Consider the following 22908-nt stretch of genomic DNA (forward strand, 5'->3'; position numbering starts at 1 on the left):
ATGAAAACAGCGATCGCAACACTACTCACCGCCACCCTTACGGCACTCCTGCTGGCCGCATCACCGGCCAGCGCCGCCCCGCGTGTGGTCGAACTCGACCGCATCGTCGCCGTGGCCAACGACAACGTCGTTACCCTGAAAGAACTCGAACAGCGGATGAAGACCATCAAGCTACAGCTGGAGCAGTCTTCCCGGGGCGAGCTGCCACCCGATGACGTCCTGCGTCCACAGGTGCTGGAACGCCTCATCATCGAACGCCTGCAACTGGATCGTGCCCTCGAGTCGGGAATCCGGGTGGAAGATGAAGAAGTCAACCGCACCATTTCCCGCATCGCCGCCGACAGCAACCTCTCCCTGCAGGAATTTCGGGATGTGCTGACTCAGGATGGAATCAATTTCGCGGGCTTTCGGGAGGAGATCCGCAACGAGATGATTATCACCCGTCTGCGAAGCCGCGAAGTGGAGAATCGGGTCCAGGTCTCCGATGCGGAGGTGGAGCACTTTCTGGAGAGCCGCAAGGGGAGCGATGTCAAACGGGTACAGTATCGCCTTTCGCACATCCTCATCGCCGTGCCTGAGGCGGCGAGCCCCGAACAGGTCCGCGAGGGGCGCAAGGAGGCCGAAGCGATCCTGGCTCAAGCCCGCTCCGGCGCGGATTTCCGTGAGCTGGCCATCGCCCATTCCGATGGCCGGCAGGCCCTGGAGGGCGGCGACCTGGGTTGGCGCGGCCGGGAAGAGCTCCCCACGCTGTTCGCCGATGCCGTCAGCGGGATGGAGACCGGCGAAGTGGCCGATCCGATTCGCAGCCCCAGCGGATTCCACCTGATACGGCTGGAGGCGACACGAGGTCAGGCCGAGCACCTGGTCCAGCAGAGTCATGCACGCCACATTCTGATCAGCACCAACGAACTCGTCTCGGACGAGAATGCCCGCACCCGGCTGGAACGTCTGCGCGAACGCATTCAGGCGGGCGAGGATTTCGCCGCCCTGGCCCGGACCCATTCCGACGACAAGGGCTCGGCCCGCAGCGGAGGCGACCTGGGGTGGAGCAATCCGGGATCGTTTGTGCCCGCTTTCGAACAGGTGCTGGACGGGCTCTCTCCGGGAGAGATCAGCCGACCGTTCAAGAGCGATTTCGGCTGGCACATCGTGCAGCTTATCGAGAGGCGTGACCACGACAACACCGAGGCCTACAACCGCAATCGCGCCCACCAGGCGCTTCGCGAGCGCAAGGCGGAAGAGGAGCTGCAGAGCTGGCTGCGCCGTCTGCGGGACGAGGCTTACGTGGACATCCGGCTGGAGGGATGATTGGACATTGAGAATCGGTCACTGAACCTTGCAGATTCGTAACCGGCCCCGTTTTGCCATCACGCCGGGTGAGCCGGCCGGTATCGGGCCGGATCTGCTGCTACGCCTGTGCCAGGCGGCTCGCGAGGAGGAGTGGGTGGCGGTTGCCGACCCCGCTCTCCTGGAGAGCCGCGCCCGGATCCTGGGCCTGAATATCGAACTGGAGCCGTTTCGAACCGACGCTGCCGTCACCCGCGAGCCCGGCCGATTGAGCATGCTGCCGGTACCGCTGGCAACAGAGGTCACGCCCGGCCGCCTGCAACCCGACAATGTCCGTTACGTACTACAGACGCTGGAGTCCGCAATCGATGGCTGCCTCGATGACCACTTCGACGGGCTGGTCACCGGACCCGTTCACAAGGGTGTTATCAATGAGGCAGGCGTTACGTTTACCGGCCATACCGAGTTCCTGGCCGAACGCACCGGCACCCGACAGGTGGTGATGATGCTGGCCACTCCCGGATTGCGGGTGGCCCTGGCTACCACCCATCTGCCGCTCTCGGCCGTCGCCGCAGCAATAACACGCGAGAGCCTCACCGATACCCTGAACATCCTTGATGACAGTCTGCGCAACCGCTTCGGTCTGGCGCGGCCCCGTATCCTCGTGTGTGGACTCAATCCACACGCCGGCGAAGGCGGTCACCTGGGCCGGGAGGAGATCGAGGTGATCGAGCCGGTGCTCGATGCATTGCGAAACCGGGGAATGGACCTGGTCGGGCCCTTGCCCGCAGACACCGCCTTCACCCCGGGTCTACTGGCCGACGCCGATGCCGTGCTGGCCATGTACCACGACCAGGGCCTCCCGGTGCTCAAGCACAAGGGCTTCGGCCGCGCCGTCAACGTGACCCTGGGCCTGCCCATCGTCCGCACCTCGGTGGACCACGGTACCGCCCTGGAGCTCGCCGGAACCGGCCGCGCCGATACCGGCAGTCTGCTCTACGCCCTGGAGGTCGCCCGGCAGATGGCAAAGAACTCATCTTCGGCTGCCGCCGATTGAATCCTCGACCATGCCGGCCGACTACCCGACATCCAATAACCAATAAATTTAATGAACCATCGTCCCCGCAAACGCTTCGGCCAGAATTTCCTCCACGATCCGAGCGTAATCGACCGTATCGTGCACGCGGTGAACCCCCGTCCTGGGCAACAGCTGGTAGAAATCGGCCCCGGTTTGGGCGCCCTCACCGGTCCACTACTCCAGGCGACGGGAGAGATGCACGCGGTGGAGCTGGATCGTGATCTGGTGCCGAAACTGGCGGAACGCTACGGCGATCGCCTGCACCTGCACAGCGCCGACGCCCTGAAGTTCGACTTCGGGCAGTTGGCCGGAGAGGAGCGCCTGCGCATAGTGGGGAACCTGCCCTACAACATCTCCACGCCGCTCATTTTCCACCTGCTGGTACAGGCCGAGTACGTGCAGGACATGCATTTCATGCTGCAAAAGGAGGTGGTAGACCGCCTCGCCGCCTCACCGGGTGGCCGCGACTACGGGCGGCTGAGCGTCATGGTCCAGCAGCACTGTCGGGTGGAGCACCTTTTCAATGTGTCGCCGGGCGCGTTTCATCCGCCCCCCAAGGTGCACTCCGCCATCGTCCGCCTGCTCCCCTACGAGACCCCTCCGGTGCCGGTGGCCAGACCGGCCCTCTTCGCCCGCATCGTAGCCAGGGCCTTTTCCCAGCGGCGCAAGACCCTGCGCAACACCCTCAAGGGCGAACTGGATGCCGAGACCATCCAGGCCTGCGGCATCGACCCCACCCGCCGCGCCGAAACCCTCAGTGTCGAAGAGTTCGGTCGCCTCGCCGCAGCCGCTGCCGCTGCCGAGCAGGATTGACTACCCATCCAAACAGGCGGTAACCAATTTAGTAGCGGCGCGAAACAATAAGAACAATAACCACGGGGTGCACGGGGACCACGGGGTGGGACAGGATGTTCTTTTTTTTCCTAATGTTCCCCATGGTTCGAAATCCGGGACTCGCTAGACGTTCGAACAGGCGGTGACCAACCCTGCAGCGGCACGATCAACATCATCTTCACTGGTCATGATGCCGATCGAGAGGCGCACGGCACCCCTCGCCTGCGCCGCCGTAGCGCCCATGGCGCCGAGGACACCACTGGGGGTGTCGCCTTCGGTATGGCAGGCGGAGCCGGTGGAGGCAGCCACATCGGCGGCGGCAGCCTCCAGCAACGCCGCACCACTCACCTTCGGAAACGAGACGTTCAGGGTATTGGGCAGCCGCGCCTCGGGGTGGCCGTTCAGGACAAGCTCCGGAATGACCTCGGCGAGTCGCCGGTGGAGGCGATCGCGCAAGCGGATCAAGTGGACGGCATGGCGTTGGAGCCCTTCCCGGGACAATCGGGCGGCGGCGCCGATGGCGATGATGTGGGGCGTGTTTTCCGTCCCTGGCCGCAAACCGCGCTCGTGACCGGCACCCGCAAGCAGCGGCAGAATGGGAGTCCCGGAGCGCACATAAAGAGCCCCTACCCCTTTGGGGGCGTAAAACTTGTGACCCGCCAGAGTCAACAGATCAACACCGAGGTCGTCCACAACCACAGAGATCTTGCCGGCGGATTGGGCCGCGTCGGTGTGAAACAGTGCACCATGGGCATGGGCAATACGGGCCAGTTCGGTCACTGGCTGAATCGTGCCCACCTCGTTGTTCGCATGCATCACCGACACCAGCGTCGTGTCGGGACGCAGCGCCTGCTGCAGATCGGCGGGGCGGACTTGCCCAAATTCATCCACCGGCAGCTCCGTCACCGCCCAGCCCTCCTCTTCGAGCCGCTTGAACGGCATCGTTACCGAAGGATGCTCCACGGCGCTGGTGATGACGTGACGGCCCTTGTCCCGCAGCGCGCGGGCCACACCGCGAATGGCGAGATTATTGGCCTCGGTAGCGCAGCCGGTGAAGAGGATCTCATCCGCGTCAGCGCCAATCAGGTCGGCCACCTCGCCGCGCGCCCGGAGAATCCCCTCCGCCGCCCGTTTCCCGTAGAGATGACCGGATGAGGGGTTACCGTAGTGCTCCCGCAGATAAGGCAGCATGGCATCGACCACCTCCGGTGCAATCGGAGTGGTCGCGTTGTAATCGAGATAAGCAGGTTCGGTCATTTACGTTTGGCTCCTCGGCAGAATTGCGAAAGCTTGCCCTTTGTTCCCGGCAGGAGGCCGCCCCGGCGCGAGGAGGTTCGTCAAGAAAATCGCCGCGGGGGCGCGCCTCCTACCGGGGGTATTGCCTCCGTTCCCATGAGGCGGCTTAGGCACGCCATTCACATCCGTCACGCTCCGACGGCCTGAAGGCCGAGCTACGATTCAGTGGCGAGGAACGAGGGGCGAAGGGCGAGTATGTGTAGGTCGGGCTTTAGCCCGCCGAAACTTCGGATGACGGCCTGAAGGCCGACAATGGGGTGCCTCGTCTCTCGCCACTAGCCACTAGCCACTAGCCCCTCGCCCCTCGCCCCTCGCCCCTCGCCACTCGCCACTGGCCACTCGCCACTAGCCACTCGCCACTCGCCACTCGCCACTCGCCACTAGCCACTAGCCACTAGCCACTGATAATGCCTGTTCCAGGTCGGCAATCAGGTCTTCGGCGTCCTCGAGTCCCACCGACAGGCGGACCATCGCGCCGTTGATACCGCGGCGTTCGCGTTCGGTTTCACTCAGGCCGTGGTGGGTGGTCGTTACCGGCTGGGTGACCAGGCTTTCGGCGCCGCCGAGGCTCGGGGCGATGGCGAACAGCTTGAGCCGGTCCACTACGGCAGCGGTGCCTTCGGTATCGGCATCGACTTCGATGGTGAGCATGCCGCCGAAGCCGGACATCTGTTTCGCCGCCAGGTCGTGGCCGGGAAAGTCGGGTAGTCCGGGATAAAGGACGCGCCGGACGCGGGGGTGGCGCTGCATCGCCTCGGCAACAGCCTGGGCGGAGGCGTTCTGCTGACGCACCCGAACCACCAGGGTACGCAGGCTGCGAGCGAGCAAATTGCAGGTCTCCGGCGCCGGCATGGAGCCGAGGTTCTTGCGCCAGCCGAAGATCGGGGCCAGCAGCTCCTGACTGCCCATCAGCGCGCCGGCGGTCAGGTCGCTATGGCCGCCGAGATACTTGGTCGCGCTATGCACGGCGAAGTCGGCACCGAGGGCGAGCGGCTGCTGGTTGACCGGCGAGGCGAAGGTGTTGTCCACCGCCAGCAGGGCGCCGTGGGCGTGGGCCTTTTCGGCAATGGCGGCCAGGTCGAAGACCTCCAGCGCCGGGTTGGTCGGCGTCTCCAGGAACACCAGGCGTGCGCCGCCGGCAAGAAGGTCCTCGAGGCGATCGAGTTCGCTGCCGAGAATAAGATGGGTGTCGATACCGAATAGCGGCAGCTGGTCGGCCAGCAGTTCCAGCGTGCCCCCGTAGGCGTCGCCAATGCAGACGACCCCTTCGCGCCCATATGCCAGGAACAGCGCCGTCTCCGCCGCCATCCCCGAGCAGAACGCGAACGCCGCTTCGGCCCCTTCCAGGCTGGCCAGTTTCGCCTCTAGCGACTGGATGGTCGGATTCAGCCCGTAGCGGGTGTAGAGACTCCCGGCCGCACGCCCCTCCACCACATCGAGAATCGCCTCGGTAGAGGCAAACTTGAAAGTGGTTGTCGTGTAGAGCGGCGTATGCGGGCTCCCCTGGGCATCATCCAATTCGCCAGCGTGGACACAGCGGGTTGCCAGGTGCATGGGTGTTTTGTCGTGCATCGGTTCCATTCCTCTATTATTACTGTACGGAGAGATTTGCAGTGCCGACTTCTCTGGTCGATCTGGCCTGACTTTTCATAAATAACCACAGAGAGCACGGAGGTTCAGAGAAAACAAGGGATTATTGGGCCAGGTGGCATGCCGCCTTGAAGGGCATACAGTCCAGCTGTCCACTCTTTATCGATGAAATTCAGTCCCTCTGCTCTCTGTGCCCCTCTGTGGTGAAAGATTTGTGTCAGAAGATGAACGATACAACGGGAGCGATTGCCAATGGCCACGCTGTTCATCCTCAACGACCCTCCTTACGGCACCGAACGCAGCTATAACGGCTTGCGGCTTGCCATGGCCCTGCAGCGGCGTGAGCCACCGGCCGAGATCACCCTATTCCTCCTGGGCGACGCAGTCGCCTGTGCCCACTCGGGGCAAAAGCCTCCAAAGGGATTCTACAACCTGGAGAAGATGGTCCAGGCGGTGTCACGGAAAGGCCGGGTACTGCTGTGCGGCAGTTGCATGGATGCGCGCGGCCTGGAAGAGAAGCAGATAATAACGGGGTGCCGCCGCAGTTCGATGGATGAACTGGCGACCTGCACCGCCGATGCCGAGCGCGTGCTGGTATTCTGAAAGCCTCATTCACCGCCCCACTCCTCCATCATCCGTTCCTGTTCCGCTTCCAGTATCTCCAGCAGCGCCGCTGCGTCGTCATCGTATCCAGCAGCGGAGATGGCCGCACAGACCTCCTCCGGGGAGAGGATAACGCCGTCGGCAGGCTCAACCGGTTTCCCGTCCACCAGCAGGGCCGGAGGAGGCGGAAGCGGCTCTTCCGGGCGGGGAAAGCGCGGTACGGGATAGAGGAGTTCCGCCCGGCCGCCGACGACCTCGGCAGCGGCATCCGCAAAACGCATATAAAGCTTGCAGCGGCCGCCGGGCGGCTGCTTCGACACGACGGAGATTTTCATGGGCACCTTGGCTGTCAACTATGCGCCTCAACGAAGCGATGAGAGATAGGAGGTGATATCCTCGACCTCGCTCTCGGGCAGGTCGAGGGCGGGCATCGGCACATCCCGGTAGCGGACGCCCGGCACGATGAACGCATCCGGCTCCGTGATCGAGCGACGCAGATAGCCGGGCCAGTGTATCCCGCCCGCCAGGGTAAGATCGGGGCCCAGGTGGCTGTCCGGCCCCCCGGGGAGACGGTGGCAAGCTGTACAACCACGCTCCTGCACCAGTTCTTTGCCGCGGCGCGGATCGCCGCCACTGTGGCTCTCCCGGGCCAGGCCACGCTGACGGGCTTTGTCCAGCGGCTGCTCCGACGATCGCAGCAGATGCCAGCTGGAAAGGTGCTTGCGTCCGTCACGCCCCCCGTCAGCGCCATCCCAGGTGGCGACCGCCACGGGCAGAAGAAGATCATCGACCGGCAACGAGCCCGATAGGGTGACCGACCAGCCCTCCGGCGTGCGTTTCGCATCAACGTTCGGTGCCGCGGCGCCTTCATTTGGCGCCAGGGTTCCAAACCCGTGAGCAACAAGGCTCTCGGCACCCCGTCCCGCGCGCCAGAACCAGACAATAACCGGCCGTTCAGGCTCACCCATGCCGACGTAGGGGAGAGTGTCGCCACCGTCCACGGCGAACTGGATCGCCAGGGAGTCCGCAAAGCGATCGGTGTGGGCCTCGGAGTAGCGGTCCTCTGCCGGGTCGGCCCAGTCGACACGCAGGGCAATGCGTTCGCCATCGGTGGTCGCCCGCAGGTCGGCAGAACTGAGCGCCCCCTCCAGGCCGGGCTCAACGGATTGCTGCGGATAGAGCTGCAGCGGGATGGCCGGCAGGCGCGACCAAGCGATTTCGGCAGCATCCCGCCAGGGTGAACGCACCGCGGCTTCACTGGGCCCGCCTGCATCACGCAGCGGTTCCGATCCTGCATCCGCATCCGCATCCACATCCGCACCTGCATCCGAAGAAGGACTGCAGCCTCCGAGCATGGCGGCTGCCCCTGCCATGAAGATGGCAGCGAGTACCGCGCGTGGATTCCGGTTCATACCACCTCCCTCGGCCGATCCAGACGGAACATGTCGCCGTGGCGGTAGGCGATGAGCAGGTCCATCAACTCCGATGGCTCGCCGCGGTTCTTCTTCGCCATCTCCTCACGCAGAGTCTCCAGGGCGGCACCGACGCCGGGACCGAACAGTTCGACCAGATAGTCGTCGGGTACGCGCGGCTCCTCCAGCGGGCGCCCATCGGGGCCGATCTGCGGAGGGCTGAGCGGCGGCACGTAGTAGACGTTGGGTTGTGTCCCGTATTCCGCGTGCAGCGGCAGGGCCACCTTCCATTCGTTGACCAATCGGTGCAGGGCGCCCTCCTTATCATCGAGATACGCCACGTGACGGGCTCGGCCCACGCACTGATAGGCACACGCCTGCGCCAGCCCCTTCTCCACCCGCGGGTAGCAGAAGATGCACTTCTCCGATTTTCCCGCCAGCGGATTGAAGTAGATCTTCTTGTAGGGGCAGGCCGCGACGCAGTAGCGATAGCCGCGGCAGCGCTCCTGATCGATCAGAACGATGCCGTCCTCCTCGCGCTTGTAGATGGCCTGGCGCGGGCAGGCGGCTTCACAGGCGGGGTTGGAGCAGTGATTGCAAAGGCGCGGCAGGTAGAAAAAATAGGCGTTGGGGAACTCGCCCGCGCCCTGGTCCTCGTCCCAGTTGGGACCCCAGGCCATCTCATCAGCCGGGCGTAACGGTTTCTCCCCCTCCTCGAACAGCGCCTCGTATCCGAACTCCACGGGATAACCGTAATCCTCGCGCAGGCGTGGCAGACGGCCGGGGCGCAGCTCATCGCCCTCCCAGCCGCCGCCGGCCTGTTCCCAATCCTTGGGGTAGCCTTTGCCGGGCCGGGTCTCCACGTGATTCCAGTACATGAACTCACGCCCACCCCGATCCGTCCACTGCGACTTGCAGGCGAGGGTGCAGGTCTGGCAGCCAATGCATTTGTTGAGGTCGATGACCATTCCCAGTTGTCGTGCTGTCATTGTCTAAACCCCGTTAACCACAGAGAACACAGAGAGAGAGTATTTGTGTGCATACGGCAGGGTGAGCGCATATTCACAGGCTTGGTGCCCGGCGAGCGATGCAAGTGCCTGATATCAGGTACGCCTTGAATACATCCCTGTAGGCTCGACGGCAGCATCCCTGCTGCCGACAACCTGATATCAAGCACTCGCACCATTCGCTTCAAAGTATGCGGATGCCCTGATGCGTACACGAACTCGCGTAGACGCAAATAGGCTGAACGTGCAATACGCGAGACCGCTGCACCCTGTCGGCACGAGATGGACCCTCCTGACATCAACGGACCAGAACTTTCAGTTCTTTCTCTGTGCCCTCTGTGGTTAACCGCTATGCCGTTCATGCCTTCTCCACCTCCACGGAAGATTCGTGGGCGATCATGTTGCCGTCCCAGTTGGGGCTGAAGGTGAGGTGCCCCCAGCCGTCGGGCAGTTCCAGCAGCGAGATCATTCCCGCCACGGTGCTGTTGAGTCCGATGCGTTTTTCGAACTGGTGCGGCTCCCAGGCGTGGTCCATCACCACCGCCTCCGGCGGCACCGCCGGCATCAGCTTGACGCGGGCGATGAACTCGCCCACATCGTTGAAGACCCGCACCCGGTCATCCTCGCCCACCTCCCGCGCCGCGGCCGTTGCCGGGTTGAGCCACAGATAGGGCTCACCGCGCTGCAGTCGCAGAAGCTGTGCGTTGGTTCGCCACTGGGAGTGGATGCCCCAGCGGGTATGCGGGGTGTAGAAGGCCAGCGGGAAACTGGGCGGGCGGAGCGGTCCCATGGCCGTGGGCACCGTCCAGCCGTGCTCCTTGAAGACCGGGTGGTCCACAAAGAACTGCTGCCGCCCCGAGTGGGTCTTGTACGGCTCGCGCAGATAGACGTTGCGCTCGAAGGAGTGGTAGGGCCGGTTGGCGTAGAGCGGAGAGGTGAAGCCCGCCTTCTCGTTGAGAATGACGAAACCGTTCTTGCGCGCGTCCTCGGGTGTCCAGGGGGCGATCTGCTCCACGTTCTCCATCAACCAGCGCACCACATCCTCGTCGTTGTTCAAGGTGCCGCCGTCGGTGAAGTCATCGGGCAGGGTCTGCAGGTCACGCATCACCGGCGCGGCCATGTCGCCCTCCTCCACCAGGAAATCGGGGTCGGGGATGGGTTCGATACCGCGGGCCTTGGCCACCTTCGCCATCGCCTCCGACAGGCCCCGACAGATCGTCCACTCGGAGCGGGTCTCCCCCACCGGCTTGAGCCCTTCGGGGGGAATGGTGACGTTGCAAAAGCGGTGGTAGCCGAGTTCGCCGCGGATGTCCCACGACTCATAGTGGCTCTTGGCCGGAAGCACGTAATCGGCCCAGAGGGCGGTGGAATCCATGCGGTGATTGATGTCGACGAAGATGTCGAGGTTCGAGAGCAGTGCCTCCCGGTGGTGGGCCTCGGTCTTGTTGCGACGAAACATGTTGTCGGCAAACAGCAGAAGCGCCTTCGGCTTGCCGTAATAAGCCTTGCCGGACTCCCGGTTCTCCGCCACCTGCCGCGCCACATCCTTCGAGTCGTAGCCGACGGTCGCCTTCAGGTGTTCGTCGGAGTAGTGGGTGTCCATGCTCGCCTGCATGTCGCCGTTGAGCCACTCGCTGAAAAAACCGGAAGCGAAGCGGGCCGGCTTGGGGCTGGAGAGGGGACCGATACCGTTCAGGCTCCAGTTGTGTTCGGTATCGATGCCGCCGCGTTCGCCCGCATGGCCGGTGAGCGCACAGGCCAGCGCCGCGGCCCAGCAGCTCATGGTGCCGGACACGTACTTGTGTAGGGCGAAACCGATATTGATGATCGCCTTGTCGGAGCGGGCCAGGTCCCGCGCCATCCGCTCCACCAGTTCGGGATGTATGCCGGTGATCGCCTGTGTCTCATCGGGTGGATAGTTGGCCGCCTCGGCCCGCACCCGCTCGAAAACGGTGGTCACCGGGATGAGCTCGCCCTCCTTGCCCTTGACCTCATAGCGGCCGCCGAGGGCGGGGCGCAGCTTGCCCAGGCGCAGTGTCTTCTTGAAGTGACCCGGCGTGCCGGGCATCGGCTGCTCCTTGCCGCTCGCCTCATCCCAGCAGTAGAAAACGTCCTCCTTGCCGCGGGCGCGCAGGTCGCGATGGCGCAGCAGTTCGCCGCTGTCTTCGCGCACCAGAAAGGGCAGATCGGTCTGTTCGCGGACGAAGGCGTCATCCACATGGCCGTCACGCAACAGGACATGCAGCAGCGACATCGCCAGATAGGCGTCGGTACCGGGCTTGATCGGCACCCAGTGGGTGGCAAATTTGCAGCTCGGGTTGTAGTCGGGGCTGATGGTGTAGATGGTGGCGCCGTTGTAGCGCGCCTCATTCAGGTAGTGGGCATCGGGGATGCGGGTAACGATAGGGTTGATGGCCCAAAGAAAGATTGCGTCGGCATCAAACCAGGCGTCGAGGGAGTGGCCGGTGTTGGCCAGGCCGTAGGCGAGCGAGGCGCCGGTAAACATGTCCCCGACCGCACTGGCCGGATAGAGTCGCTGTGCACCCAGCAGCGAGCCGAGCCGTAGCGGGCCGGCTCGCCGGCCCTGGGAGAGGATGCCGGTGCCGGCGTAGATCATCAGCTCCCCGGGACCCTGCTCGGTGAGGGTACCCACTACCCGAGTGGCGATATCCTCCAGCGCCTCCTCCCAGCTCACCCGCTCCCATTTGCCTTCGCCGCGTTCACCCACCCGTTTCAACGGATGCAGCAGACGGTCGCCCTGGTACATCTCCCTGGAGTGGACAATGCCCTTGTTGCAGCCCCGCGGGTTGGCATCAGGGATACGTGGATGGATCTGGGGATAGGCGGCTGACTGCTCTTCGCGGGTGACGCGGCCGTCCTTGGCGAAGACCTTCCAGGCGCAGTTGCCCTGACAGTTCGAACAGTGAAAGGCGAAGCCCTGGGCATCGCCGCGGGTGTCGAGAAACTCGTCGCGGTAGAACCCCTCCCAGCGCTGGTCGCCGGGCGCTGTTGTGGCATGGGCCCGCAGGGCGGTGAGCGGCCCGCCGAAGGCGAGGGCCAGGCCGCAATAGGTGCTGTTTCTCAGGAATTCACGGCGATCCATGGACGGCTCCTAAAGACATTTTTAGCCACAGAGAGCACAGAGCACACGAAAGGGACGACAAGGTTTTGTGCCCTGTCTCCTGTGGCTGCGTGATTCAAATGCGCTGCCCGGATCAGGGTTCAAACGCCCGGTGCAATTGCTGCCTCGGTGCTCTCTCGGCAACTGCTCCATGCGTTGCTCTACCTCCTGAATCCGTGCAGTCGCGTGAACTCTGTGGTTGATCATTTATTAACGTTCGATGGGGCGTGCGGTGTCGGCGGCCCACTCGTTCCAGGAGCCGGGGTAGACCCGCACCTTGTCGTAGCCGAGATGTTTGAGTGCCGCATAGAGGAAAGTCGAGCGGCCGATTCCGGGATTGCAGTAAGTCACCACTTCCCGGTCGGGGGTGATGCCGGCCTCTTCCAGAACCGTGCGCATGACGGCCTCGTCGGCAAAGGTCTGCAACTCACCGGAGAGTCGATCCCAGGGCAGACTGATCGCCCCCGGGATATGGCCGCCGCGGCGCGCACCGCCATCTTCCTTGCCGCTGTATTCGGCAATGGAACGGGCGTCGACGATGAGACGATCGCCCTGGTCGAGTTCCGAGGTGAGCAGCGCCCACTCTTTTTTCGGCTGGGGTTTATAGACCACCTTTTCCGGTGCCGACACCCTCTGGCTCAGCGCCCGCCCCTCCTCCAGCCATTTGCGGAAGCCGCCGTCGAGCAGGCTCACCCTTTCATGGCCGATAAATCGCAGCGTGTACCAAACTGCGGAGGCTGCGCGGCCGTTGCCGCTGTCGTAGACCACCACCTCGCTATCGTTTGCGATCCCCAGCGCACCGAATTTACTGGCGGCCAGTTGCGGAAAGATGGGCAACCCGGTCTCGGCGTTTTCATCGGCATCCTCCAGCTCCAGGTAGTGAAGGTTGACCGCTCCGGGGATGTGGGCGCGGGCATAATCCTGTGGACTCTCGGCGTCGATCAATACCACCTGATCGAGCCGCTCCGTAAGGACATCGGTGTTCACAAGCTCCATTGCCAACGCCGACGTGGACAGCAGGCAGGCACCCAGCAAAGACAGAATTCTTGGCATCATTATTCCTCCCAAACGGGCCTCGGCCCGCGCATCAACCGTAGGTCGGGTAACGACGGCCTGAAGGCCGACCTACAGGGGCGCATGCAAGAACGACGGCCGGAAGACCGACCTGCAGGGGCGCATACAAGTAGCTATTGTTCCTCTACCGCCGCCCGGATCAGACGCACCATCGCCGGGGAGTCCCACTCGTCGGGACCGCTTTTACCCGCGAGCAAGCGCCCTTCGCGGTCCAGCAAATAGGTGACCGGTACACCGGCAGCCCGATAGGCGTCGGCCGTCCGCTCAGTGGTGTCGATGAGGATGTCGAACGGCACCTCACGTCCGCCGAGAAACCGCTCGACCCCGACGGCATCGTCAGCGACCGTCACCGCCAGTACGGTAAACTCCTCGCCTTCGAACTGCTCCTGGAGCCGTTCCAGTGAGGGAAACTCCTCCCGGCAGGGCGGGCACCAGCTCGCCCAAAAATTGAGCAGCACCACTTGGCCACGGTAATTGCCCTTGGTACGGGAGGCATCATCTCCCAGCCGCGGCAGCCGAAAGGCCGGAGCCGTGAGCGGCACCGGATAGGGCTTCATACCGGCGGCACGGACCAGTGAGGTATCGAGGCCCGCACCAGGCGCGGCGGTTGCCCAAAGCAGCAGCGCGGCCAAGGCGGCCCTACAAACAGCCTTTGAAAAACTTGCGTTCACCGGTTTTCTCCAGGAGGTCGAAACGCACCGACTCGATAGTCCCGTCGGGGGCCTCACCGGTGAGCCGCACCTTCTTGCCATAGCCCTTGTCGACATCCACCTGGCGGATACCGCTGCCGTCGCCGTATCGAAATGTGCGGACCTCACCGCTGGCCAGCAGCAGTACCGGCTGGTCGATATGCCGTAGCGGACAATCGGCGATACGACGCTCCTCCGCACAGGGACCACCGACGATCCACCCCTCCCAGGTCGGCAGGGAGGCAGCTCCAGCTGACGCCGCAAGCGACCACAGCGCCGCCGCGGCTACCTGCAAAAACATCCTCGTCATGACGGCACCTCCCCAATGCTCGCCCGGAAGGCTTCCAGGTCGGGACCAATCTCTGCCAGGCGTCCCGGCCGCTCCTGCTTCGGGACGCCGGCTCGCTCCATGACCTCCGCCAGCAGTGCATAATCCGCCACCCCGTTATGGGCATCACCATCTACCGTGACCAGTTCACCGGCGAAATAGACGGCCGGTGCGGCGGTCTCCGTTTCCAGCGCCGAGCGCGGCACCGCACAGATCGGCACACGGTAGCTGTTGGCGATCTCCGCAGCCGCCTGAACGTTGCGGTTACAGCGCACACCCGGAGGATCATTGTTGATGAGAAACAGGCCGGGCTGATCAATCGTAAAGACAGAGTCGGACATCTCGATCACCCTCTTGGTTGACGGGTATGAAGGTATACCCCTGGATTTGATAGCCAATCTGCGACACGAACGTGTTTCCCACCAGCTCGTACACGAGCTACTGCACGGTCTTGATGGCCTGCTTCAGCTTTTCAAACTCGGACTTGATCTCGGTCAGCCGTCCGCCCTGGTCCTGCAAGGGAACTCCCTCCAGTTCGAGGATGTCGGCGAGCGTGGTGAAATCAATCATGCCATTGAGATTGCCGCCATCCGCGGCAATCAACTCATCGCCGTAGTAGACCGCGGGTGCCTTGGCCCCGGGACCGGCAAAGGTGACAGGAATCAATTGCACGGGAATTTTGTAAACATTCGACAGCTCCGCAGCGACCTGCATATTGTTGTTGCAGCGCAATCCGGGGGGGTCACGGCCAACGAGTGTCAGCACCTTTTGGCCATCGATTTCAGTCGCGCCCGGGGCTCCTGCATAGGCCCCGGTCGAGGGCAGCAGCAGCAACAGCGACAGAAGCAGCAACATCAGTGCAAACGGGTTCAGTAATCGGGTCATGGTCATGCTCCTTTTTGGGAATCAGAAAATCTGGTTGGCCAGGATGTAGGTGGCTACCAGCATCAGGAAGATCGCAAAGCCGCGCTTCAGGGCATCGCCGGATATGCGGTGGGCGAAACGGGTGCCGACTACGCTGCCGGCGATGGCCACTGCGGTGAACACCGCCATCAGGCCATAGTCGATAGGGACATCACCCATGTAACCGGCAAAACCGGCGTAGGATTTGATCGAAACGATGGCCAGGGAGGTACCGATGGCCTGCTTCATCGGCAGGCGCGAGAGCAGCACCAGTGCAGGCACGATGAGAAAGCCGCCTCCGACGCCCACCAGGCCCGTCAGCGCACCCACCACAATGCCGTGAACAGCGACATGGACAAGACAGCGACCGCCGGAGCAGACCTCGGCGGCTTCCACTACAGCAGCGCCGGCGGAGCGATGCGGGCGTGCCGGCTTGAGCATCTTCCAGGCGGCGGCATACATCACCAGGGCAAAAATGGAGAGCTGCACCACCACTGGTGTGATCACCCCCAATCGTGCGCCGGCGTAGGTACCGACGATGCCAAACAGCCCGAACACCGCGGTAATCTTGAGGTTCACGTTGCCCTTGAACCAGTGCTGCAGCGCCGTAATGGTAGCGGTGATCGCCACGATGCCGAGGCTCATGGCGATGGCGGACTTGGGCTCGACACTCAGCAGATAGAGCAGGGCGGGGGTGGTAATAATGGATCCCCCACTACCGAAGATACCGAGAACGATACCGGTGAAAAGGCCGGCGATAAGGGCGGAAAGCGACATGGGCGCGACTCATTTATGTATTCAATAGTTCTATTGAATACAATGAGCCTCCAGAAGTCAAGGGAATTTCTCCGGAAGAACTTGCTCCGTTCGCGCCCCAATCAGTGACCAACATTTAGCCGTCATTGCGAGGAGCCCCAGCGACGCGGCAATCTGTGGGTTTTGGCAGCAGGAGATTACTTTGTCGACCGGGGCTCCTCCTGAAGAACTGAATGATTCACCCCTTGAATTTCGAACCACGGGGAACACGGGGGAGAAAAAACCAACAACTTTTTTTACCCCGTGGTTACCCGCTCTTCATTAATTCAGGCCTGGACAACAGGGGGTACAGCTCGTAATGACAACGGGGCAAATTCATCGGGAGGAGCCTTAGCGATGCGACGAGTTCGGTGCTGTGGTTAAACCCGAACAACCTGTTTTACCCCGTGGTCCCCGTGTACCCCGTGGTTACAGTTCTTCATTGATTCAGGCCTGGGCAGCAGGGGGTACGGCTCGCAATCAGGAGGGAAATGCGTCGTTAATTCGAGTACATAGTGGCGGGCGGCGCTCCGCAATGACGGCCAAATGTTAGTCACTGTTTCGCGGCCAAGCGACGAGTGGGGCTTGCCATGACGGAAGTCATCCCGAAAGGGCGGTGAACGCAAGCCGGGAAAGGGGAAGTGGGTTTATGCTACATTTTTCAACAAACAGACCCCGAGAAATCCGCCCCAGGGCAACCGTTGCGGGGCAATCCGTTCCACCGCCCGCGAAAACGGCCCGCCGCTCGGCAGCAAGATGGCGCTGCCTGTCCGAAAATCGCTAACCCCCGGGAGAGGACGCACCCAGCGGCGCACGGCATCGACCGTATCCCAGCGGGCACCCCGGTACCCACCGCGCCCGGCTTTCTGCCAGTGCAGCAGGCTGTGCCGGTTGAGCAATCCCAGGATCACCCCGCGACGGCTGATCCGCCACAGCTCCGCCAGCGCCTGCTCCGGCTCGGGAACGAAGCAGAGGCTGGTGACCGCGGAGGCATAGTCAAACGCTCTGTCCGGGAACGGCAGTCGTTCGGCCGCTCCCAGAATATACCCACCCGCTTCGCCCCGCTCCCGGGCGAAGCGCAGCATCTCGAGCGAGGGGTCGAGGGCGGTGACATCGAGACCCGCGGCGGCGAAGGCACGGGAGAAATGCCCGGTACCGGCTCCCACGTCCAGCAGTGTGCCGGGTTGCGGACGCAGCAGCGCCATCATCAGTGTGAATTCCCGCTCTGCAATCCAGGCACCCCGGGGGGTCTGGTACCAGGCCTCATATTTCGTGGGATCGTACATATACAAAGGTTTTCGAACCGCAAAGGCGCAAAGAGCGCAAAGGAACCCCCGCATTCGCACCGCAGGGACACGGATACGCAGAGGTTGGCGGAGTTTGGAATTCGCTGTCCCTCCGGGGTATCGCACAGGGTAATTTGACATGCGTAGCCCCGATGGAGCGCCAGCAAAATTCGGTAAGCAGCCAGTCTCTTTCTCCCTCAGGCCGAGAACGGGAATTCAACTCTGCGAATCTCCGCGCGCTCTGCGCCTCTGCGGTGCAATCTCCTTATCAGTTGCTCGACTGCGCCACCGGCTGAGCGGCGCCTTCAACGGGAAAACCGGCCTGCTCCCAACCAACCATACCGCCCTTGACCAGAATCGGCTCGGCGAACCCCTCGGCATCGAGCATCCGCACCGCTTGAGCCGAGCGGCGATCGGTCTTGCAGATCACCGCAATGGGGCGCTCCCGCCAGTCGGCCAGCTCCTCGAACCGTTGCTGCAATTGCGAAAGCGGCAGGTGGCGGGCGCCTCCGATATGAGCGTCCCGAAACTCCTCGTCGTCGCGCACATCCAGCAGCAGCGGCGGCTCCGGCGCGTCAAGGCGCGTTCCGGGTGAAATCGTCGACACCGCCACCCTGTCGTAGTCGCGGTCCGCGTGGTGCATACGATGCAGGCGCCACAGGACGGGGACCGCATGGAACATGACATGCTGCAGATAGATGGCGAAATCGAGCAGCAGCACCGCAAGCAGCACGACCAGAGCGAACGGCAGCTCGTAGTGGTGGAAAAGCCCCCAGCCGGACTGCTCGACAAACAGCGCCATACCGACCGCCGCGGTGGGGAAAACGAACCGCAGCATCACGCTGTTGAAAACCACGATGCCGAGATTGGCCCGCCAGCGGCGGCCCTTCGCGAGCGACAGCGCCCGGCGCGGCGAGGCGATCTCCCATAGGGCCATCAGGCCGAAGATCCCCAAAAAAAAGCTCAACCGGATCGGCAACTCATGGCCCAGAATCCACTCTTCCATCCCCCATCCCTCTTAGACTGATTATATTCAATAGAATCATTGAATATGGGAGAGCTCTTGTCAACCAGCACCGAGCCAATGGGCCATGCGACTTTCGCTCACGGCCGAATGACTCTGGCGCCGGCCTTCAACGCAAGCAGAACCACCGGGGTGCCATGCATGACCAAATCGAAGATATCGATGGGCCGCTCCAGGGTCCCGTCGCTGAGCATTTTGAGCTTCTCCCAGAGGTGGGGTTCGGGGACGAAAGGGGCCAGACCTAGCAGCAGAGCCCCGATGGAGAGGGGAACCCAAGGCAGACGGTCCAGCCATTTCATACTGCACTTACCTCTTTGTTGATACGCAGCGTGGCCGGTAAGTGGACCAAGTCTTCCGGGCGGTCGATGTCACTCTTGACCGCCAACTCCCGCCACTTCCAGCCGAGTTGTTTCAGCCGCTGCCGGGTTTCGTCCAGCACGTGGGCGCTGCCCCAGCGAATATCGTCAAACAGCGACGGGTGCAGGCGACGGAGCCCCAGCAAATAGTAGCCGCCATCCAGCGCGGGCCCGAGAACGGCATCGCTGTCCCGAAGCGCCCCGAATGCCTCGACGAGGTCGCGCGGCTCCAGCGCCGGACAGTCGGTACCGATCAGCACTGCGGGTCCTTCGTCGAGCGCCGCTGCGAAGGCGTTTTGCATCCGCTCGCCCAGATTGTTGCCGCGCTGAGTGCAGAGAAGCATCTCAGCGTGCTCCGCACACTCGCTGAACAGGGGATGATCCGGATCGGGATGGCACCAAAGCTCGACGATTGCCCCGCCCTGCCCTGCTGTGGCAAGGGTATGCCAAAGCAGGCGGGCCTGAAGTGCGGCCGCGCCCTCGGCCCCGAGCGCGGGAATAAGACGGGTCTTTGCCCGACCGGGCACAGGCGCCTTGGCGAACACCAGCAGCCGATTGGCTGAGGTGAAGCTCATCGGTAGAGCCGCGCCAACCGCGCGGGACTGGCGCCCATGGCGTAGGCGAACCGCAGCCACCACATCAGCCCGATGGTGCGCAGAATTCCGTTCTGCTCCCAGCGGCGGCTGGAGGTAATCAAACGGGTGTTCAGACAGGCGGGCCGCCCCGCGGTGCGTTTGAGCAGCCGACTGAGGGCGATATCCTCCATCAGCGGCTGATCGGGAAAGCCGCCGATGGCCTCGAATAGAGACCGTCTTACGAAGATCCCCTGGTCTCCGGTGGCGATCCCGGTCAGGCAGGAGCGGCGATTCATCAGAAACGCCACGAGTCCCAGCAGCGGGTGCCGTCCCGAGAGCTTCACGGCGAAGCGGCCCCAGGAACTTCCCGCCTGCGCGATTTCGCGATCCGCCTCCTCCGGCACCCGGGTATCGGCGTGCAGAAACCAGAGAACTTCGCCGCTTGCGGTCGCCGCCCCGGCATTCATCTGCCGTGCCCGTCCCCTGCCGCTCGCCATGACCCGGTCGGCCAGGGAGCGTGCCATCTCAACGGTGGCATCGCTGCTGCCGCCATCCGCCACGATGACCTCGCAGCCCCGCTCCCGCATCCCCTGCAGCGGCTGAAGGGTTTGCGCGATGGATTCGGCCTCATTAAGGGCCGGGATGATGATGGAGAGCATCCGAACCGTTCACCGCAGAAGCTTAAACAGAAGATCTTGGGGCAAACCGCAAAGACACCAAGAGCGCAAAGATGACCGTGTTCTAGGCACTGAAGACACCCATAAGTTTTTTGGTGCCGTCGCTGGTTCCTGGTTTTTCTTAGCGTCCTTTGCGTCTTTGCGGTGAGAAATCCAGGTTAGCTCAAGGCACCCCCGCAGCTCGAGCCCTGCCCTGCGGTACAGCCGAAGCAGTGGTCGGCCACGGTGATCGGGTTGCCCGCCAGATCGAGTTTCGCCAGTTCGCTGACATGGGTTCGCTCCCGCCCCGCCGCGCGCAGGGGCAGGTGCAGCATCTGGTTGAAGTCGCAGTCGTAGAGCCAGCCCTGCCAGTCGACGCTGACCAGCGTTCGGCACATTACCTGCTCCAGGTTGCGAGTCTCGAACGCCTCCTGCAGCAGCTGCATGTAGGTCTCGAACCCCCCTTCGGAGATCAGGCGGCTGCCGAAGCGCTGAATGGGCAGATTGGTCAGTGTGAAAAGTTGGTTGAACACGACCCCGTACTGCTCACGCAACTGCTCCCGGTACTTTCCCTCGAGCGGCCCCTGGGGCGGCGGCAGGAAGGGGCCGGTCGGGTTGTAGACCAGGTTGAGTACACGTCCGCTATCTGGCTGGCCATAGCCCAGTGCGTTCAGCCGGCGCAGGCCACGCAGGCTGGCCTCGAACACGCCGCGGCCGCGCTGGCCATCGACGTTTTCCTCCAGGTAACAGGGCAGCGAGGCGATCACCTCGACCCGCTGCTCAGCCAGAAACCCGGCAAGTGTCTCCTGTCCCGGCTCTTCGAGCACCGTCAGGTTGCAGCGGTCGATCACCCGCAACCCCAGGTGACGGGCCGCCGTCACCAGTTGCCGGAAATGCGGGTTCAACTCCGGCGCACCGCCGGTGAGGTCGAGCATGATGAAACGTCCGCTTTCCAGGCAGGTAATCACCTGGGTTACGATCTCCGCAGACATCTGCTCCTTCCGCTTGGGGCCGGCGCCCACATGGCAGTGCAGACAGGACTGGTTGCATCGGTACCCGAGGTTGACCTGCAGGGTATCGGGCTGGTCGCGTTGCAGTACGGGAAAGGCTCCGTTCTGAAGCAGCGGTAGCGTGGCAAGCATGTTTAGTCGATTCTCAGATCGAGAACCGGCTCCAGCAGCTCCGGATCACCCCACCCCCGACCGCCAATAGCCTGATAGACGATTCGACCTTCCGGATCGACAACAAAGGTGGAGGGCAGGCCACGCACAGGCCACTTTTCGGTTACCGCGCTGTCCAGGTCGAAAAGCAGGGGAAACTCGACCGGATAATTGGCAGTGAACTGGAACACGGTATCGACCGACTCGCCGACGTTGATGGCGAGCATCGCCACACCCTTTTCCCTGAGCCCTTCCCAGGCACGCTGCATCGAGGGCATCTCCTCGCGGCAGGGGGGGCACCAGGTGGCCCAGAAATTGATAATCACCGGCTGACCCCGAAAATCGGAAAGCCGGTAGAGATTCCCGTCCATATCCTCCAGGCTGAAATCAGGGGCGGATGGGCGCTCCTCGACGGAAGTGAGGCCCTGGGACTGCGGAGCAGCCGCTGCCAACAGGGGCAGCGCCAGGATAAGGACGACGATTGCCAGTCGATGAAACATAGTCTCTCCTTCAAATTTCCCGATCGGGGGCGCAGCGCATGTTTTCGAAGCGCAGGCGCCGCGATTCCTCACCCTGTCGCCAGTTCACCTCCAAATCGAAAGGTTCGCCGGGGGGCAAGCCGATGGTGATCATACCCATATTCCAGTCGCCGGGCTGGAAGGTCTGAACCGTTGGAAACAGTGACCAGCGAAAGGCGATGCGCGCCCCCTGCCCGACACTCCGCTGTTCCCATTCGGCTTGCCAGTCCGACTCGAGGCGCAGCGGCCGGGGCTCACTGCCGACGGGAACCACACGCCAGTCGGCGAGGTCCAGTTGCATAGCTGCCGAAGCATCGGCACGGTTTCGGATAACGGCCTGAAACACACAATTTTGCGCTATTTGCTCGGCCTCCTCCGATCGAAAGCCGCGACCCTGAAAATAGGCACGGGACTGATCCGGAAGTCGCTGATTAAAGGTAATCGAGGCGGCATCATCCTGCCACTCCCAGCCGGCGAGCCCGGTCTCCGGATTCACCCGCTGATCCGGTTGAGCGGCCACACCTGCCGTGACCAGGAGTGTAAAAGCGAGTACAAAGCGCACTACTGACCCTCGTGATATAGTTCAAACTATTGATTGAGGAGTTGAATGCAGAGAGAACAAGATGTCAAGGGACACCCATTTCAAGCAGGACCTCTTTTCCCAGTTCGCCCGTGTCGGCAAGGCGCTCGGTAACGGTAATCGGCTCGAACTCCTGGAATTCCTGGCCCAGGGGGAGCGAAGCGTGGAGGTGCTGGCGAAGGCCTCGGGACTGAGCGTCGCCAACACCTCCCAGCATCTGCAGCACCTCCGTCAGGCCGGTCTGGTGGCCACTCGCAAGGAGGGGCAGCACGTCTTTTACCGCCTCTCCGGAGAGGACGTTGTTGCCCTGCTGGAGTGTCTGCGGCGTGTCGCGGAGAGCCATGTTGCCGAGGTGGAGCGGCTGGTGAACACGTTCCTGACGGTCAAGGACAATCTGGAGCCGTTGCCGGCGCCGGAACTTTTAAGCCGCGCGCGCGACGGTCTGGTGACCGTAATCGATGTCCGCCCGCCGGAAGAGTTCGAGGCGGGTCACCTGCCGGGTGCCGTGAACATTCCGCTTTCGGAACTGGAGCAGCACCTGGCCGACCTCCCGAAGAACACCGAGGTGGTTGCCTATTGCAGGGGACCGTACTGCGTCCTTGCCTATGAGGCGGTCGCCCGCCTGCGCCGCGAAGGTTTCCAGGCCCGGCGCCTGCAGGACGGGTTCCCCGAATGGAAACAGGCGGGACTGCCGGTGGAGTCCGACACCACCGGGAAACAGGACTGACCTCCCGAA

Annotated in this window: 25 protein-coding genes; 5 read left to right on the forward strand and 20 right to left on the reverse strand. The window is 63.1% G+C overall.

Going from position 1 to position 22908, the window contains the following annotated elements; genetic code table 11:
- From BLP65_RS08215 to rsmA, 3 genes are read left to right on the forward strand one after another with little or no spacing between them, the layout of a single operon-like run.
- A complete protein-coding gene (locus BLP65_RS08215) occupies positions 1-1308 on the forward strand; it encodes a peptidylprolyl isomerase (RefSeq protein ID WP_217631935.1) in 1308 nt (435 codons plus the stop codon).
- Between the two features lie 28 nt (positions 1309-1336).
- Positions 1337-2344 (forward strand): 4-hydroxythreonine-4-phosphate dehydrogenase PdxA, encoded by a 1008-nt coding sequence (pdxA, locus tag BLP65_RS08220; RefSeq protein ID WP_399351457.1) that lies wholly within the window; start codon positions 1337-1339, stop codon positions 2342-2344.
- A gap of 51 nt (positions 2345-2395) precedes the next feature.
- Complete coding sequence (gene rsmA, locus BLP65_RS08225; RefSeq protein WP_092995225.1) at positions 2396-3178, forward strand: 16S rRNA (adenine(1518)-N(6)/adenine(1519)-N(6))-dimethyltransferase RsmA; 783 nt, start codon at positions 2396-2398, stop codon at positions 3176-3178.
- Positions 3179-3322: 144 nt separating this feature from the next.
- On the opposite strand, the gene BLP65_RS08230 is transcribed toward rsmA, so the two are convergent.
- Positions 3323-4456 (reverse strand): cysteine desulfurase family protein, encoded by a 1134-nt coding sequence (locus tag BLP65_RS08230; RefSeq protein WP_092995228.1) that lies wholly within the window; start codon positions 4454-4456, stop codon positions 3323-3325.
- 426 nt (positions 4457-4882) lie between these two features.
- The gene (locus BLP65_RS08235; protein WP_092995230.1) at positions 4883-6067 is read right to left on the reverse strand and encodes a trans-sulfuration enzyme family protein; all 1185 of its coding nucleotides are present in this window, start codon (positions 6065-6067) and stop codon (positions 4883-4885) included.
- A 270-nt stretch (positions 6068-6337) separates the two neighbouring features.
- Here BLP65_RS08235 and BLP65_RS08240 point away from each other — a divergent pair, with 270 nt between their 5' ends.
- Positions 6338-6688, forward strand: coding sequence for a DsrE/DsrF/TusD sulfur relay family protein (locus BLP65_RS08240; RefSeq protein WP_092995233.1), 351 nt, complete (start codon positions 6338-6340; stop codon positions 6686-6688).
- 5 nt (positions 6689-6693) lie between these two features.
- Here BLP65_RS08240 and BLP65_RS08245 read toward each other — a convergent pair whose 3' ends face one another.
- The 18 genes from BLP65_RS08245 to BLP65_RS08325 form a co-directional block, all read right to left on the reverse strand.
- Entirely contained in the window at positions 6694-7023 is a 330-nt protein-coding gene (locus BLP65_RS08245; RefSeq protein WP_092995236.1) for a hypothetical protein, read from the reverse strand.
- 27 nt (positions 7024-7050) lie between these two features.
- Positions 7051-8100 (reverse strand): ethylbenzene dehydrogenase-related protein, encoded by a 1050-nt coding sequence (locus BLP65_RS08250; RefSeq protein ID WP_092995239.1) that lies wholly within the window; start codon positions 8098-8100, stop codon positions 7051-7053.
- On the reverse strand, positions 8097-9089 hold the full coding sequence (locus BLP65_RS08255) for a 4Fe-4S dicluster domain-containing protein (RefSeq protein ID WP_092995242.1): 993 nt from the start codon (positions 9087-9089) through the stop codon (positions 8097-8099). Before BLP65_RS08255 ends, BLP65_RS08250 begins: the two co-directional genes overlap by 4 nt.
- A 376-nt stretch (positions 9090-9465) precedes the next feature.
- The gene (locus BLP65_RS08260) at positions 9466-12210 is read right to left on the reverse strand and encodes a molybdopterin-dependent oxidoreductase (protein WP_092995245.1); all 2745 of its coding nucleotides are present in this window, start codon (positions 12208-12210) and stop codon (positions 9466-9468) included.
- Between the two features lie 228 nt (positions 12211-12438).
- Positions 12439-13284: a sulfurtransferase gene (locus BLP65_RS08265; RefSeq protein WP_092995248.1), complete on the reverse strand. Its 846-nt coding sequence runs from the start codon at positions 13282-13284 to the stop codon at positions 12439-12441.
- A gap of 131 nt (positions 13285-13415) precedes the next feature.
- Positions 13416-13934, reverse strand: a complete 519-nt coding sequence (locus BLP65_RS08270) for a TlpA family protein disulfide reductase (protein ID WP_175452491.1) — start codon at positions 13932-13934, stop codon at positions 13416-13418.
- 7 nt (positions 13935-13941) lie between these two features.
- Positions 13942-14301 (reverse strand): hypothetical protein, encoded by a 360-nt coding sequence (locus BLP65_RS16910; RefSeq protein ID WP_175452492.1) that lies wholly within the window; start codon positions 14299-14301, stop codon positions 13942-13944.
- Positions 14298-14660: a hypothetical protein gene (locus tag BLP65_RS08275; RefSeq protein WP_092995256.1), complete on the reverse strand. Its 363-nt coding sequence runs from the start codon at positions 14658-14660 to the stop codon at positions 14298-14300. The genes BLP65_RS16910 and BLP65_RS08275 overlap by 4 nt, the downstream gene beginning before the upstream one ends.
- Before the next feature lie 97 nt (positions 14661-14757).
- The gene (locus BLP65_RS08280) at positions 14758-15204 is read right to left on the reverse strand and encodes a hypothetical protein (RefSeq protein ID WP_092995259.1); all 447 of its coding nucleotides are present in this window, start codon (positions 15202-15204) and stop codon (positions 14758-14760) included.
- Between the two features lie 21 nt (positions 15205-15225).
- Positions 15226-15999: a sulfite exporter TauE/SafE family protein gene (locus BLP65_RS08285; RefSeq protein ID WP_092995262.1), complete on the reverse strand. Its 774-nt coding sequence runs from the start codon at positions 15997-15999 to the stop codon at positions 15226-15228.
- 665 nt (positions 16000-16664) lie between these two features.
- On the reverse strand, positions 16665-17303 hold the full coding sequence (locus tag BLP65_RS08290) for a class I SAM-dependent methyltransferase (protein ID WP_092995265.1): 639 nt from the start codon (positions 17301-17303) through the stop codon (positions 16665-16667).
- Between the two features lie 268 nt (positions 17304-17571).
- Positions 17572-18309, reverse strand: coding sequence for a rhodanese-like domain-containing protein (locus tag BLP65_RS08295; protein ID WP_092995268.1), 738 nt, complete (start codon positions 18307-18309; stop codon positions 17572-17574).
- A 98-nt stretch (positions 18310-18407) separates the two neighbouring features.
- The gene (locus BLP65_RS08300; protein ID WP_092995271.1) at positions 18408-18626 is read right to left on the reverse strand and encodes an RND transporter; all 219 of its coding nucleotides are present in this window, start codon (positions 18624-18626) and stop codon (positions 18408-18410) included.
- The gene (locus tag BLP65_RS08305) at positions 18623-19258 is read right to left on the reverse strand and encodes a TIGR04282 family arsenosugar biosynthesis glycosyltransferase (protein ID WP_092995274.1); all 636 of its coding nucleotides are present in this window, start codon (positions 19256-19258) and stop codon (positions 18623-18625) included. The genes BLP65_RS08300 and BLP65_RS08305 overlap by 4 nt, the downstream gene beginning before the upstream one ends.
- Positions 19255-19917, reverse strand: coding sequence for a TIGR04283 family arsenosugar biosynthesis glycosyltransferase (locus tag BLP65_RS08310; RefSeq protein WP_092995277.1), 663 nt, complete (start codon positions 19915-19917; stop codon positions 19255-19257). Before BLP65_RS08310 ends, BLP65_RS08305 begins: the two co-directional genes overlap by 4 nt.
- Before the next feature lie 176 nt (positions 19918-20093).
- Positions 20094-21056 (reverse strand): arsenosugar biosynthesis radical SAM (seleno)protein ArsS, encoded by a 963-nt coding sequence (gene arsS, locus BLP65_RS08315; RefSeq protein ID WP_092995280.1) that lies wholly within the window; start codon positions 21054-21056, stop codon positions 20094-20096.
- A 2-nt stretch (positions 21057-21058) separates the two neighbouring features.
- Positions 21059-21574, reverse strand: coding sequence for a peroxiredoxin family protein (locus BLP65_RS08320; RefSeq protein WP_092995283.1), 516 nt, complete (start codon positions 21572-21574; stop codon positions 21059-21061).
- A 10-nt stretch (positions 21575-21584) separates the two neighbouring features.
- A complete protein-coding gene (locus BLP65_RS08325) occupies positions 21585-22154 on the reverse strand; it encodes a hypothetical protein (RefSeq protein ID WP_092995286.1) in 570 nt (189 codons plus the stop codon).
- A 61-nt stretch (positions 22155-22215) separates the two neighbouring features.
- Between BLP65_RS08325 and BLP65_RS08330 the strand changes: the two genes are divergently transcribed.
- Positions 22216-22899 (forward strand): ArsR/SmtB family transcription factor, encoded by a 684-nt coding sequence (locus tag BLP65_RS08330; protein ID WP_092995289.1) that lies wholly within the window; start codon positions 22216-22218, stop codon positions 22897-22899.
- The last annotated feature ends 9 nt before the right edge of the window (positions 22900-22908 follow it).

The organism is Thiohalomonas denitrificans (assembly GCF_900102855.1).
Lineage (GTDB): Bacteria > Pseudomonadota > Gammaproteobacteria > Thiohalomonadales > Thiohalomonadaceae > Thiohalomonas > Thiohalomonas denitrificans.